The 14,664-nt window shown below is 52.4% G+C and carries 14 protein-coding genes; 11 read left to right on the top strand and 3 right to left on the bottom strand.

From position 1 onward, the window contains the following. Positions 1-90 precede the first annotated feature (90 nt). Positions 91-1,758: a phosphoglucomutase (alpha-D-glucose-1,6-bisphosphate-dependent) gene (gene pgm, locus K0J45_RS09820; RefSeq protein ID WP_220045132.1), complete on the bottom strand. Its 1,668-nt coding sequence runs from the start codon at positions 1,756-1,758 to the stop codon at positions 91-93. A 44-nt stretch (positions 1,759-1,802) separates the two neighbouring features. Then, on the bottom strand, positions 1,803-2,333 hold the full coding sequence (gene seqA / locus K0J45_RS09815) for a replication initiation negative regulator SeqA (protein ID WP_220045131.1): 531 nt from the start codon (positions 2,331-2,333) through the stop codon (positions 1,803-1,805). Positions 2,334-2,633: 300 nt separating this feature from the next. On the opposite strand from seqA, the gene K0J45_RS09810 reads away from it, so the two are divergent. The 9 genes from K0J45_RS09810 (at position 2,634) to K0J45_RS09770 (ending at position 10,033) form a co-directional block, all read left to right on the top strand. Further along, positions 2,634-3,392: an alpha/beta fold hydrolase gene (locus tag K0J45_RS09810; protein WP_491572541.1), complete on the top strand. Its 759-nt coding sequence runs from the start codon at positions 2,634-2,636 to the stop codon at positions 3,390-3,392. Positions 3,393-3,473: 81 nt separating this feature from the next. Continuing rightward, positions 3,474-3,695: a DUF2788 domain-containing protein gene (locus K0J45_RS09805; RefSeq protein ID WP_011865717.1), complete on the top strand. Its 222-nt coding sequence runs from the start codon at positions 3,474-3,476 to the stop codon at positions 3,693-3,695. 11 nt (positions 3,696-3,706) lie between these two features. Then, positions 3,707-3,979 carry a LexA regulated protein gene (gene ybfE / locus K0J45_RS09800; RefSeq protein ID WP_011865716.1) on the top strand — a complete coding sequence of 91 codons (273 nt, stop codon included), beginning with the start codon at positions 3,707-3,709 and terminating at the stop codon, positions 3,977-3,979. 50 nt (positions 3,980-4,029) lie between these two features. Then, the gene (fldA, locus tag K0J45_RS09795; protein ID WP_033538427.1) at positions 4,030-4,557 is read left to right on the top strand and encodes a flavodoxin FldA; all 528 of its coding nucleotides are present in this window, start codon (positions 4,030-4,032) and stop codon (positions 4,555-4,557) included. Between the two features lie 138 nt (positions 4,558-4,695). Beyond that, positions 4,696-5,865, top strand: a complete 1,170-nt coding sequence (gene earP, locus K0J45_RS09790; protein ID WP_220045129.1) for an elongation factor P maturation arginine rhamnosyltransferase EarP — start codon at positions 4,696-4,698, stop codon at positions 5,863-5,865. Positions 5,866-5,912: 47 nt separating this feature from the next. Further along, entirely contained in the window at positions 5,913-6,473 is a 561-nt protein-coding gene (gene efp / locus K0J45_RS09785; protein WP_011865713.1) for an elongation factor P, read from the top strand. Positions 6,474-6,751: 278 nt separating this feature from the next. Next, positions 6,752-7,966, top strand: a complete 1,215-nt coding sequence (locus K0J45_RS09780; RefSeq protein WP_011865712.1) for a pyridoxal phosphate-dependent aminotransferase — start codon at positions 6,752-6,754, stop codon at positions 7,964-7,966. A 125-nt stretch (positions 7,967-8,091) separates the two neighbouring features. Beyond that, a complete protein-coding gene (gene yfbR, locus K0J45_RS09775) occupies positions 8,092-8,679 on the top strand; it encodes a 5'-deoxynucleotidase (RefSeq protein ID WP_011865711.1) in 588 nt (195 codons plus the stop codon). Positions 8,680-8,707: 28 nt separating this feature from the next. Then, on the top strand, positions 8,708-10,033 hold the full coding sequence (locus K0J45_RS09770; RefSeq protein ID WP_220045128.1) for an anti-phage deoxyguanosine triphosphatase: 1,326 nt from the start codon (positions 8,708-8,710) through the stop codon (positions 10,031-10,033). Positions 10,034-10,121: 88 nt separating this feature from the next. Here K0J45_RS09770 and K0J45_RS09765 read toward each other — a convergent pair whose 3' ends face one another. Next, positions 10,122-10,757, bottom strand: coding sequence for a YchE family NAAT transporter (locus K0J45_RS09765; protein ID WP_041406624.1), 636 nt, complete (start codon positions 10,755-10,757; stop codon positions 10,122-10,124). Positions 10,758-11,077: 320 nt separating this feature from the next. Here K0J45_RS09765 and adhE point away from each other — a divergent pair, with 320 nt between their 5' ends. Together adhE and K0J45_RS09755 are read left to right on the top strand one after the other, a co-directional pair. Then, complete coding sequence (gene adhE / locus K0J45_RS09760; RefSeq protein WP_220045127.1) at positions 11,078-13,696, top strand: bifunctional acetaldehyde-CoA/alcohol dehydrogenase; 2,619 nt, start codon at positions 11,078-11,080, stop codon at positions 13,694-13,696. A gap of 255 nt (positions 13,697-13,951) precedes the next feature. After that, the gene (locus K0J45_RS09755; RefSeq protein ID WP_220045126.1) at positions 13,952-14,614 is read left to right on the top strand and encodes a 2OG-Fe(II) oxygenase; all 663 of its coding nucleotides are present in this window, start codon (positions 13,952-13,954) and stop codon (positions 14,612-14,614) included. Positions 14,615-14,664 lie beyond the last annotated feature (50 nt).

The raw sequence follows: 14,664 nt of genomic DNA, 5'->3' as shown, positions 1-14,664 counted from the left end.
ATTTTGTCTAAGTATTAAGCTGCTATGGAGTAACCGACCAAGGTTTAGTCAAGAGCAAGTTAGACCAGAGCAAGTTTGGCCAAACTTCGATTAGGCCAACAGCCGCTCTATCATCTGCTGGGCCTGCTCCAGCACCCTCTCGAGATGCGCCTCGCTGACAAAGCTTTCGCCATAGAGCTTAAACAACGCCTCTGTGCCCGATGGGCGCGCGGCGAACCAGGCTTTTTCGGTAACCACCTTGATGCCGCCGATAGCCGCGCCATTGCCCGGGGCATGGGTCAGCACCTCAAGGATGGCATCTCCCGCCATGGCTTCACAGCCAAGATCGCTGACATTCAGGGGCTCGCTCACCAACTGATTAAACTTAGCCTTACGCTTAGGGTTAACCGGGGAGTCGATTCGTTTGTAGAAGCTCTCGCCGTGACGCTCGACCATTTCGGCATAAAGCTTAGCAGGCGTCTTACCTGTTACCGCCAGAATCTCTGCCGCCAGCAGCGCCAGGATGAAACCATCTTTATCGGTACACCAACTGCCGCCGTCACGGCGTAGGAAGGCGGCGCCGGCACTCTCTTCGCCGCCGAAGGCGAAGCTGGCATCGGCCAGGCCATCGACAAACCATTTAAAGCCAACCGGCACCTCACAGAGGCTGCGCGACTGCTCACGGCACACCTTGTCTATCATGGCGCTGGAGACCAGGGTCTTACCTATCTTAAGATCGGCCGACCACTGCGGGCGATGGGACAAGAGATACTCGATAGCCACCGCCAGATAATGGTTAGGATTCATCAGACCGCTGCCTGGGCAGACGATACCGTGTCTGTCGTAATCGGGATCGTTACCGACGCAGATATCGAAGGCATCCTGATGAGCCAGCAGACCCGCCATGGCATAGGGCGATGAGCAGTCCATACGGATCTTGCCATCCTTATCCAGGGGCATAAAACCAAAGGCGGGATCGATGCGATCGTTCACCAGGGTAATATCCAGTCCATAGCGCTCGGCAATCTTGGCCCAATAGTGAATTCCTGAGCCGCCGAGGGGGTCGACGCCGATACGAATACCGGCCTGCTTAATGGCCTGCATGTCGATCACCTGCTCGAGATCCTCGACATAAGCCGCCATCAGGTCGCACTCTTGAATAAGACTGGTCGTAACCGCTACTGAATAGGTCAGGCGCTTAACCCCTTCTAGCTGCTTGGCCAGATACTCGTTAGCACGCTGCTCGACCCAGGCCGTGATGCCGCCTTCGGCGGGTCCGCCATGGGGAGGATTGTATTTGATGCCACCGTCTTGAGGCGGATTGTGAGATGGCGTGATGATAAGGCCGTCGGTAAGCCCATAGGTAAGCCCTGCCCCCTGCACTCTGTTCGCCGCTATGATGGCATGGGACACCACTGGGGTCGGGGTATACTCATCGTTCTTGGCGACAATCACCTGCACGCCATTGGCGGTCAATACCTCGAGGGCAGTGACGTAAGCGGCCTGAGACAGTGCATGGGTGTCGATACCGACGATCATCGGACCCTTGATACCAGCCTCGATGCGGTGATCCACCACCGCCTGCACAATCGCCAAGATGTGCTTCTCGTTGAAACTCTTATTAAAGGCACAGCCTCTGTGGCCCGAGGTGCCGAATGTGACCTTCTGCGCATCATTGGTCACATCCGGTGAGAGCCGATAGTAGTGGCTCATCAGTTTAGGAATATTAACCAAGTCCCTTTGTTGTGCCGGTTTACCGGCTCGCTCGTGTAGCGTCAAAATGTACTCCTAAGTGTCGGGTAGATTGAGCCTCAGTATCTCACTTAAATATGACCGATAATGGATTCAATCTGTTTTTCTTGCACGCCGAACTGACCTAATACTTCGCTTAGGATGGTGCGCTTCTTCGCCGTGTTGTTGTTGGTGGTGACCCAGAAGCCACTGTTACCAATCTCTTTCGGGTTGGCCGACTTGCTGGCCTTGAGTAGTGACTCTTTAGAGGTCGCAAAATAGAGACGATCGCGCCCCTGGATCTGCAGCACCTGGTCAAACTGATTAGGCGTCGCCTTATAGATAGCCTCTAAGGTAAACAGGAAACGGCCAACGGCGCCTTTTTGCTGGGCCAGTGCCCCCTTGTCGATCAAGGTCTCAGGGTCGATACTCGCAGCCTGGTGAGATTGCGCCACCTCTTTATCCAGGCCTGGCTGGCTGATCTGCTTGGGCTGCTCCATGGCAACCGTCTCTACGTCTAGGCCGAGTAATCGTCGCAGGATCTCTGAAGCACTCTCTCCTATGCGCTCTGTCTTGCTGGCAATATGGCGATATAGCTCTTCATCAATCTCAATATATTTCATGACTAGAATCTTCCTTAGACGGTAAAGGTAATTAGGTTATTGTTATCGCGAACGCGATCCGCAGCAACTGATGCCAGATCCGTTCAAGTGTATGCTATCTTTCCCACAGGAATAAAGAGCGATCGCATTAAAAATCCACAACTTGGTTACAAGATCAATAAATTACGCCTCAAGTGCGCAAAAACCCGTCAGGGAATGGCGCGATCGCGCTTAATGCTGTCTTTTACAGCGATTTACAGGCACAATTTGGGCAATGATTTCTACGCTTAATTTTCCAAGACCAGCCTTTCCATGACCAGCTTGAATTACACCCAATCGGGACAAGGTAGCCCGGTTATCCTTATCCACGGCCTGTTTGGCAACCTGGATAACCTAAAAACCTTAGGCAATGCACTCGAAGATCATCAGGTGATCCGCATCGACGTGCCAAACCATGGCCTCAGCCCACACTGGCCCAACATGGATTATCCCATGTTGGCCGAGGCCGTAATTGGTTTGATGGATGAGCTTGAGCTGGGATCGGCGCACCTGGTCGGCCACTCTATGGGCGGCAAGATCGCCATGGCGACGGCCCTGCTTTATGGCGATCGCGTCAAGAGTCTGGTCGCGGCAGATATCGCGCCCGTCGCCTATCAGCCCAGGCATCAGACCGTGTTTGCAGGCCTAAGCAACCTGGACCTTAGCGCGCTGGCTAACCGCGCAGATGCGCAAAAGCAGCTGCTCGGTGCCGGCATTGATGAAGGTACGGCGCTGTTTCTTTTGAAAAACCTCACCAAGGATGAGCAAGGCTTTGCCTGGAAGATGAACCTGGCCGGACTGAAATCCAGCTATGAGCACCTGATCGGTTGGCCGCTGGCAGATAAAACCTACACAGGCCCTAGCCTCTGCATTCGCGGCGCCGATTCAGATTATGTCACCGCGGCGCACCGTCAGGCATTCCTGTCTCAGTTCCCTAAGATCCAGGCCAAGTCACTGGCCGGCACAGGTCATTGGTTACACGCACAAAAACCGGCTATTTTCAATCGCATCGTCGCCGAGTTTATCGCAGAAAATGACTGAATCTTGTCTGTAAAGCGTGTAGCAGATATCACTTAACTATGGTATATTCGCGCCTCTTTTTTTAGCCTGAGGGAACGCAGCATGTTATCTCAGTATATGGAACAGATAGAGGCAGTTGGCTTAAACCTGTTTTTTGCGGCGATATTTTTCTTTATTGGTATGGCAATACATGACGTGCTCAAACAGGGAAATGTCCCTAAATTTGGCCGCTATATTGTTTGGTTAGTATTATTTCTCGGCTGTGCCGGGTTTATAGCTAAGGGCTTGATCCAACTCTCCTGGGAGAGCTCTGGCATAGGTTAAATGAACATTCGATGGCAAAAGAATCTTCAGACAGAACAACGATAGACCTGTTTGCAACGGAGAAACGCCGAGGACGCCCTCGCAGCAATCCCCTTCCCCGGGAGCAACAACTAAAGGTCAATAAGCGAAATCAGATCCAGCGCGACAGAGCCGCAGGATTAAAACGAATAGAGTTAAAGGTGTCACAAGATTTATACGACGCCTTGAATGAAAAGGCTTTGGCCAGTAACATCAGCCGCAGCCAATTAATCGAATCGATACTGCTTAAGCAGGTCAGAAGCTGATCTTAAGTGGTATTGAAACAAACGTCAGTGAACTAGATAAAGGAAAGACAATGGCAACTGTAGGTCTTTTTTTCGGCAGTGATACAGGTAATACCGAAGCCGTCGCCAAGATGATCCAGAAGAAACTGGGTAAGAAGATGGTCGACGTTAAGGATATCGCTAAGAGTACCAAAGAACAGATTGCAGAATATGATCTGCTGCTATTCGGTATCCCGACCTGGTATTACGGTGAAGCCCAATGCGATTGGGACGATTTCTTCCCTGAATTAGAACAGATCGATTTCGACGGTAAGCTAGTCGCTATCTTCGGATGTGGCGACCAGGAAGATTACGCCGAGTATTTCCTCGATGCCATGGGCATGGTTAACGAGATCGTTGAAGCGCGCGGCGCCGTGGTTATCGGTCACTGGCCAACCGACGGCTACGACTTCGAAGCCTCAAAAGGTCTGGCCGACGACAAACATTTCGTAGGTCTGGGTATCGACGAAGATCGTCAACCAGAGCTTACCGAAGAGCGTGTCGATGCCTGGGTTAAACAGATCTATGAAGAGATGTGCCTGGCTGAGCTGGAAGACTAATCTCCCGGCCACATCAGCATAAAAGCGGCGAATAGCCGCTTTTTTTTAGCCCTGATATAAAACGACATCCTTACCTTTGCGAGACAAACAAAGTTAACGACTCACCCGAGATACCAGAGAAACAAGCTAGCTAACCCCATGCAGAGTCAAACACACGCCAACCACTGGGATATCTTCTGCGCCGTCGTCGATAACTATGGCGATATCGGCGTCACCTGGCGTCTGGCCAAACAGTTAGCGAAGGAATATGGATTGGCCGTCACCCTATGGGTGGACGACTTAGCCAGCTTTGGTCATATCTTGCCAAAGCTGGACCCTTTATGTACTAACCAAAACTTCGAGGGCGTCTGCATCAAACGGTGGGACGTGCCACTGAGCCAAGAGTATCTGCCGGGCGAGGTGCTTATCGAGGCGTTTGCCTGTGAACTGCCCCCCGAAGTGCTCGATAAGATAGCCGAGCTACATCAAGGCGGCGACAAGGTGCCCGTCTGGCTAAACCTTGAGTATCTGAGCGCCGAAGATTGGGTCGAGGGCTGCCACGGCCTCCCCTCATTGCAGCGCAGTGGCCTGAAGAAGCAGTTTTATTTTCCTGGCTTTACAGAAAAGACTGGCGGCCTCATCTGCGAAGTGGATCTGCTGGAGCGCCGTCAAGCGTGGCAGGAGAACAAGGAGCGACAAGGCTATTTTGAGACACTGGGCCTAAGCGGCATCGATGAGCGAGATACCGTCATCAGCCTGTTTAGCTATGAAACCGAAAGTCTCGAGGCCCTATGCCGCCATTGGCAAGATGGTGAAAGGCGAGTGCATTTGTTAGTGCCTATCGGCCGCAGTCTCAATAGCCTGGAAGCCTTCGTCGACCAGCAGCAGGCATTGACGCCGGGAAGTCGTTTTCACCATGGCAAGCTGACCATTCATCTGTTGCCGATGACAGATCAGCAGGGTTACGATCGCCTGCTGTGGAGCTGTGACTTCAACATAGTGCGTGGTGAAGACTCTTTCCTGCGCGCCCAATGGGCGGCGAAACCCTTTATCTGGCATATCTATCCCCAGGAAGAAGACTATCACCTGATAAAATTAGAAGCCTTTATGGCACTTTATTGTCATAATCTGGCCCCAGAAATCGCCGGCGCCTGGAAAAAGCTCAATATCGGCTTTAATCAAGGCGAGCAGGAAAGCCTGCTTTCCCTGTGGCAACAAGTGGATCACGCGCATTTGGCCCTCACGCAACACGCACAAAATTGGCCGAATGAAGCATTAAATGATGCAGATCTTGCAACACGACTAGTTCAATTCGTTAAAAATAGCTAAGATACTGCGTTGAAATAGAAACACCCTAAAATATAGGAAATAGAGAAATGAAAACTGCTCATGAAATCCGTCCAGGTAACGTGATCATGTTAGATGGCAGCCCATGGGTTGTTCAAAAGACTGAAACAACTCGTTCAGGCCGTAACGCGGCTATCGTTAAGATGAAACTGAAGAACCTACTTCAAGAATCATCTACCGAAACCACCTTTAAGGGTGAAGACAAGATGGAAGATATCATTCTAGACCGTCTTGATTGTACTTATTCTTACTTCGCCGATCCTATGTATGTCTTCATGGATGCCGAATACAACCAGTACGACGTTGAAGCCGACAACCTAGGCGATGCAGCGGCTTACATCGTTGACGGTATGGAAGAACAGTGCCAGGTAACTTTCTACGAAGGTAAGGCAATCTCTGTTGAACTGCCAACCACAGTTGTACGTGAAGTGACCTACACAGAGCCTTCAGCTCGCGGCGACACCTCAGGTAAAGTCATGAAGCCTGCTACTATCGCTGGTGGTGCAACCCTGAGCGTTGCAGACTTCGTTAAGACTGGCGACCTAATCGAGATCGACACTCGTACACACGAGTTCAAGAAGCGCGCTTAAACAAGCCGTTAACTCGATAATAAAAGCCAGCGTAATTCGCTGGCTTTTTTGTGCCTTAAGCTGACAAAAGCAGTGACAATAACTGCCAACAGCAAACATGCCAGAATAAAACTCCAATTTTATTTTTAACAAATAAGCTATTCAGCATTTTCCTCTAAAAATATTTCCTGAATTGCGGCAAAGCCCCTTTTAAACAGTACTTTTTTTCGTTATTGTTCGATAACTTACGAGCTTTGACACAATCAGCTTTTTTCTTTACCGGCTATCACGAGGTTTCGATGCGCCCTATCATTAAATCCAATAAACTCGACACCGTCTGTTACGACATCCGCGGGCCTGTCCATAAGGAAGCCAGGCGCCTGGAAGATGAAGGCCATCGCATCCTAAAGCTCAACATAGGTAACCCGGCCCCCTTCGGTTTCGAAGCCCCGGAAGAGATAGTGCGCGACGTGATCCTCAACCTGCCCAGCGCCCAGGGCTACAGCGAGTCCAAGGGGCTGTTCTCCGCGCGCAAGGCGATCGTGCAGCACTACCAGAGCCTGGGGCTATTTGGCGTCGATATCGAGGATATCTATATAGGCAACGGCGTGTCGGAACTAATCGTAATGGCGATGCAGGGCCTGCTGAACAGCGACGATGAGGTGCTGGTACCCTCACCCGACTATCCCCTGTGGACGGCGGCGGTACACCTCTCAGGCGGCAAGGCGCAGCACTATCGCTGCGACGAAGAATCAGATTGGTTTCCCGATCTCGACGATATTAAATCCAAGATTAGCAGCCGTACCCGCGGCATAGTACTGATCAACCCCAACAACCCAACCGGCGCCGTTTATTCCCGCGAGTTACTGCTGGAGATCATCGAGCTGTGCCGTCAGCACGACATCATATTGTTTGCCGACGAGATCTACGACAAGATCTTGTATGATGGTGCCGTACACATTCCAGCGGCGACCCTGTCGGACGACATTCTGACCGTCACCTTCAATGGTCTCTCCAAGTCATACCGCGCCGCGGGCTTTCGAGTCGGTTGGATGATGCTCTCGGGTAACCTCAAGGCTGCCAAGAGCTATATAGAAGGCTTGGACATGCTGGCCTCTATGCGTCTGTGCTCCAATGTCCCCAATCAGCACGCGATTCAGACCGCGCTCGGCGGCTATCAGAGCATCAACGAGCTGGTGGCACCCGAGGGAAGACTCACGCTGCAGCGTAATACTTGCTATGAGCTACTCAATCAGATCCCAGGCGTAAGCTGTAAAAAACCTAAGGGCGCGCTTTACGCCTTCCCTAAGCTCGACGCCAAGAAGTTCAACCTGAGGGATGACGAGCGCTTGGTGCTGGATCTACTCAAAGAGAAGAAGATCCTACTGGTACAAGGCACCGCCTTTAACTGGCCAGAGCCGGATCATCTCAGAGTCGTCTTCCTGCCCCACAAGGAAGATCTGCACAAGGCACTGGTGGAGTTCGGTGACTTCCTCACCAGCTACAGCCAATAAGCTATCTAGCGGCAACTTAGCAAAGAAAAGGCGATCTCAGGATCGCTTTTTTTATTTTTAAGGCCCTGTTTCTATTTACTTGCCCTGTGTTACTGTTAAAGCAACTTAGCAACAGGGATAGCAGTATGAGTCATTTGTTCGCCCACCTGGCCAGGATGAAGTTGATCCAACGCTGGCCGCTCATGTACAACGTCCGCCCGGAAAACGTACAGGAACATTCGTTACAGGTCGCCATGGTGGCCCACGCATTAGCCATCATAGCCAACAAGAAATTCAACAAACAGCTCAGCCCGGAGCGCGCCGCCACCCTGGCAATATTTCACGACGCCAGCGAGATCCTCACCGGCGATCTGCCCACTCCAGTCAAATATTTCAACAAGGAGATCGAAGCCGAGTACAAGAAGATAGAGGCGATTGCCGAGCGCAGGCTGCTGGAGATGGTGCCCGAGGAGTTTCAAGAAGATTACCGGGACCTTTTACTGAGCGATCAGGCCGACGAGGAGTACAAACAGCTGGTGAAATCCGCCGATACCCTGTGCGCCTACCTCAAATGCCTGGAGGAGCAGACGGCCGGCAACCACGAGTTCAATACCGCCAAGCGCCGCCTCACCGAATCCTTAAGCAAAAATCCGGATCCGGCGGTAAAATATTTTATCGATACCTTTATTCCCAGCTTCGAGCTAAATCTCGACGAGATCAATCGCCTGCTATAGCGGCAATGTCTGGCAAAGAGGAAAGCATATGACATCAGCCATCTGGCATGAAAGACGCTTGGGCGAAGAGAAACTCAGGCGCAACGACCACCGCAGCCCCTATCAGCGCGATCGCGCCCGCATTCTACACTCGGCCGCCTTCAGACGTTTGCAGGCCAAGACCCAGGTACTGGGGGTCGGCATGAACGACTTCTATCGCACCCGCCTCACCCACTCGCTGGAGGTTTCGCAGATAGGCACAGGGATCTGCGCCCAGCTCAAACAGAAATACCCGGATCTGCATCATCTGCTCGACTCCATGAGCCTGATAGAATCCCTCTGCCTGGCCCACGACATAGGCCATCCCCCCTTTGGCCACGGCGGTGAGGTCGCACTCAACTATATGATGCGCAGCGACGGCGGCTTCGAGGGCAACGGACAAACCTTCAGGATCCTCACCGCGCTCGAGCCTTATACCCAACACTTTGGCATGAACCTCACCCGGCGCACCTTGCTGGGGATCCTCAAGTATCCCGCCAGCCACAATGAACTGTATCAGTCCCAGCCAAGGCCAGAGGTCGACAGCTATCGTCAACTTAAGCCCAGCCAGTGGCGTCCGGTTAAAGGGATCTTCTTTGAGGACAAGCCTGTGCTCGACTGGGTGCTCGAGCCGCTATCGACCCAAGATAGAGAGCGATTCGTCTCGGCAGAGCCCGGAGAAAGAGATCAACACAAACGCACCCGGTATAAGTCGCTCGACTGCTCCATCATGGAGCTCGCAGACGATACCGCCTATGCCATTCACGATCTCGAAGATGCCATCGTCATGGGAATCGTCACCCAGGCCATGTGGCAGCAAGATGTGGCCAGCCTGCTAGCGGGCAGCGACGATGAATGGATTGCCAAGGAGTTCGCTACCATAGGCGATAAGCTGTTTGCGCTGGAAAATCACCTGCGCAAAGACGCCATAGGTACACTGGTTAACGGTTTCGTCACCGCCATCTTGATCGATGAAAACCCCAATTTTATCGAGCCGCTACTCAGATATAACGCCCGCCTGGAGCCCCCCTTCGCCGAGGCGCTCCATGTGCTTAAGCAGTTTGTCTATAAGCGGGTGATCCGCAAACCCGAGATCCAGATGCTGGAATATAAGGGCCAGCAGATAGTGATGGAGCTGTTCGAGGCCTTCGCCTCGGATCCCGAGCGTCTGTTACCCCTCAATACCCAGGAGCGCTGGCAACAGATGGCCCAGCAAGAAGGCAACTGCAACCGGGTGATCGCCGACTACATCTCGGGAATGACAGATGAGTTTGCCGCCCGCCTGCACCAACATCTGTTTAGTGCCAAGGCGGGATCCCTGATCGATCTGCAGTAAGCCCAACGCCAAGAGACACTAAGGAAATAGGCATAAAAAAACGCGCACCAGGCGCGTTTTTCTTATCCAGAGCCTTTTCAAAAACTGGCTAGCTGCCGATCAGGCTGGGAAACAAGCCCTTGAAACCGGCCGCCATCACCTCGATACCGATAGAGAGCATCAACAGACCCATGAGACGGGTGATCACGTTAATGCCCGTCTTACCCAGCAGCTTGAAAATCACCGGTGCCATACGAAACAGGGTGAAGCTGGTGAGGCCGAAGATCACCACAGTGATCGACATGCCAATAAGGTCGCTAAAGGTGTTGTGCTGCGCCGCCGAGACGATCACCGAACTGATCGCGCCGGGGCCGGCCATCAGCGGCAAGGCTAGAGGCACTACGGCAACCGACTCCATGCCCGACGCCTCCCTGTCTTCTTCCTGGTTACGCTTCACCTCGCCCAGCTTACCTTGCAGCATGGACATGGCGATGATGGCGATCAGGGTGCCGCCGGCAATTCTGAACGCCGACAGCGAGATACTAAACATGTTGAGGATATGCTGGCCGGCGATGATGGTCACAAGCAGGATCACCACCACGGCAAAGTTGGCGACCTTGCCGGTATGGTTGCGCTCCGCTTCTGTCTGGTGACTGGTCAGACTCACAAACACGGGCAGCAAACCTATGGGGTTGATTATCGCTACCAAGCCAAGAAAAAATTTAACATAAAGTGTTAAATCCAATGTCATCTCCTCAAGTGACGTTATAGTCGGTTAAAAAGCAGTATGGTTGAAAAACGCTTACTGTACAGTATGTCTCTTCCGTGGAAAAACGAGATTTTCTATCACAATTCACAACTTTGACTTAAATATTCTATTTTTACCCGACTAAAATTAATCCAGTGAAAGCCGTCACATTGTGCTCACAATGTCATTTTATTACATTAACAGGCGGTTTTGCGGCGCCGATCACGGTTACCACCCCGCCAAGAGTGTAATTTTGTTTCATCAAGAGAATTTAGCCAAAACCAATTTTCGCTAAATTTTTTTCCAAGGATCTTATTATGACTGTTAGCAACCAACAGGAACTCGACCAACTGGTCGAACGGGTCGCCAAGGCCCAGGCACAATTTGCCAACTTTAGTCAGGAGCAGGTCGATAAAATCTTCCGCGCCGCCGCCCTGGCCGCGGCCGATGCCCGTATCTCCCTGGCCAAGATGGCGGCCAACGAAACCGGTATGGGTGTACTGGAAGACAAGGTGATCAAGAACCACTTCGCCTCCGAATACATCTACAACAAGTATAAGGATGACAAGACCTGTGGCATCCTCGAGGAAGACCCAACCTTCGGCACCATCACCATCGCCGAGCCCGTTGGCCTCATCTGCGGCATAGTGCCAACAACCAACCCAACGTCTACCGCTATCTTCAAGGCGCTGATCAGCCTCAAGACTCGTAACGGCATCATCTTCTCGCCGCACCCAAGAGCCAAGGTATCGACCACTACCGCCGCTCGCCTGGTGCTTGAGGCCGCAGTTGAAGCCGGCGCGCCGAAAGATATCATCGGCTGGATCGATGAGCCCAGCGTGGCCCTGTCTAACCAACTGATGACCCATGACAAGATCAACCTGATCCTGGCCACTGGAGGCCCTGGTATGGTGAAGGCGGCCTACTCTTCAGGCAAGCCAGCAATCGGTGTCGGCGCAGGTAACACGCCTATCGTTATCGACGAGACTGCCGACATCAAGCGCGCGGTCAGCTCAATCCTGATGTCAAAGACCTTCGATAACGGCGTGGTGTGTGCCTCAGAGCAGGCCGTGGTCGTGGTCGACGCCGTATATGACGCGGTCAAGGAGCGTTTCGCCAGCCATGGCGGCTACATACTTTCAAGCAAAGAAGCCAAGGCGATGCAGAAGGTGATCCTTAAAAATGGTGCGCTCAACGCCGACATCGTAGGCCAAAGCGCGGCGACTATAGCGGCCATGGCCAACATCAAGGTGCCCGCCAGCACGAAGGTGCTGATTGGTCAGGCAACCGAGATCAGCGAAAGCGAGGCCTTCGCCCACGAGAAGCTCTCTCCGCTACTGGCCATGTACCGCGCCAGCGATTTCGACGACGCGCTGGGCAAGGCCGAAGCCTTAGTGACACTGGGCGGCATAGGCCATACATCTGGCCTCTATACGGACCAAGATACTCAGACAGAGCGGGTAAGAACTTTCGGTTTTAGAATGAAGACGGCTCGTATTCTGATCAACACCCCGGCCTCACAAGGCGGCATCGGCGATCTCTACAACTTCAAGTTGGCGCCTTCGCTCACCCTGGGCTGTGGCTCATGGGGCGGTAACTCCATCTCAGAAAACGTAGGTCCTAGCCACCTGATCAATAAGAAAACTGTCGCTAAGCGAGCCGAAAATATGTTGTGGCATAAACTCCCCTCCTCTATCTATTTCCGCCGCGGCAGCTTGCCTATCGCCCTCGAAGAGTTAAGCGATAAGAGACGCGCCCTGATCGTTACCGACAAGTATCTGTTTAATAACGGCTACTGTGACGAGACCATCAAGATCTTAAAGTCTCAGGGTCTGGAAACCGAAGTCTTCTACGAAGTAGAGGCCGATCCAACCCTGGCAATCGTTAACCAGGGTGCCAGCGTGGCCAAGAGCTTCCAGCCCGATGTGATCATCGCCCTCGGCGGTGGCTCACCTATGGATGCGGCCAAGATCATCTGGGTGATGTATGAACACCCTGAAGTCGACTTTGCCGATCTGGCGCTTCGCTTCATGGATATTCGTAAGCGTATCTACAAGTTCCCTAAACTGGGCAAGAAGGCCAAGATGGTGGCGATTCCTACTACCTCAGGCACAGGTTCTGAGGTGACACCATTTGCCGTAGTCACCGACGAGCAAACCGGAATGAAGTATCCGATTGCCGACTATGAGCTGACGCCCAACATGGCGATTGTTGACCCTAACCTGGTCATGGACATGCCAAAGTCGCTTACCGCCTTCGGGGGTATCGACGCCATTACCCATGCGCTGGAAGCCTATGTCAGCGTGATGGCTAACGAGTACAGCGACGGTCAGGCACTGCAGGCGCTGGATCTGTTAGTTAAGTACCTACCAGACTCTTACGCACTGGGCGCTCAGGCTCCAGTTGCCCGTGAGAAGGTACATAACGGCGCCACCATCGCCGGCATCGCCTTCGCCAACGCCTTCCTGGGGATCTGTCACTCTATGGCTCACAAGCTGGGCGCCGAGTTCCACCTGGCACACGGTTTGGCAAACGCCCTGCTGATCAGCAACGTGATCCGCTTTAACGCGACCGATCTACCGACCAAGCAGGCCGCTTTTAGCCAGTACGACCGACCCAAGGCCCTTTGTCGTTACGCAAAGATAGCCGAACATCTAAAATTAAAAGGCGCGACAGGCGAAGGCATTAGCGATGAAGAAAAAGTGGAAGCGTTGCTCGAAAAAATCGATGAACTCAAGAAGACGATTGGCATTCCGGCTTCGATCCAAGAAGCAGGTGTCAACGAAGCCGACTTCTTCGCTAAACTCGACGAGCTTGCCGAAGACGCCTTCGACGATCAATGTACCGGGGCAAACCCAAGATACCCATTGATTGCCGAGCTAAAGGCGATCCTCACCGCCAGCTTCTACGGTAAGAAGTATCAAGACGCCGTCTAATCGCTTGAGGGACTCACGCGAGCGCTAGTATCGCGAATTACCTCTCTCATCCAAAATACAAAAGGTGCTCATAGAGCACCTTTTTTTATGTCTCTCATTCAGAGTTAACCATAGCCAGAGAACAGCCCTATCCAATTGTTTTAAAAGATTAATAAATAAAGAAAAAGCTTTTTACCTTGACCACAAAAATTATTAGTTAGCAAGGCTGTCAGCTTAAGGCTATAAGGCTTCACCCCACGCTAGGATCCTAAGCCATTGACAGCACATTTAGACTTAACGTCAGATTCAACATCAGATTCAGAACTCAAAGATATCCTGTTTGCCGACATCTGCGATCGGCTTGCGACCCATGGCTATGTTGTGCTGCACAATGTCTTGGCTCAGCCTATGTTGCAACAACTGCTCGATGGCATCACGGGACTTGCCGAGGAAGACTTTAAGTCCGCCGCCATAGGTCGTCAGCAAGACCAACAGGTCGTCGAGTCGATTCGCCGGGATAAGATCTGCTGGTTAAACGAGTCGGTAGAGTTCGCCAAAGCCTATTTCGATTGGTCTGAAGAGCTTCGCCTCGCCGTCAACCGTTATCTCTATCTGGGCCTGTTCGACCAGGAAGCCATGCTGGCCTATTATGCACCCGGAGCCTTCTACAAACGTCATCTCGACGCCTTTAGGGGCCAGACTAACCGCAAGCTCACCAGCATCCTCTATCTCAACCCAGATTGGCAACCCAGCCACGGCGGTGAGCTACTGATGTACGAAGGCGACGAAACAACCCCATTCCAAGTTGTCGAGCCAAGGTTCGGTACCATGGTGATCTTCTTAAGCGAACTCTTCCCCCACGAGGTCTCCCTGTCGCACCACGACAGATACAGCCTCACCTCTTGGTATCGCATCAACGACGGCATGCCAGGACACTAAGCGTCGCAGCATCGAAAGCAAGTCCCCAGAATTCCCTTAAGCATTTGCGA

Source organism: Shewanella alkalitolerans, from assembly GCF_019457575.1.
In the GTDB taxonomy this organism is placed as follows: Bacteria; Pseudomonadota; Gammaproteobacteria; order Enterobacterales; family Shewanellaceae; genus Shewanella; species Shewanella loihica.
The sequence above is the reverse complement of the archived record's forward strand: the minus strand, read 5'-3'. Positions and strand labels throughout refer to the sequence as shown.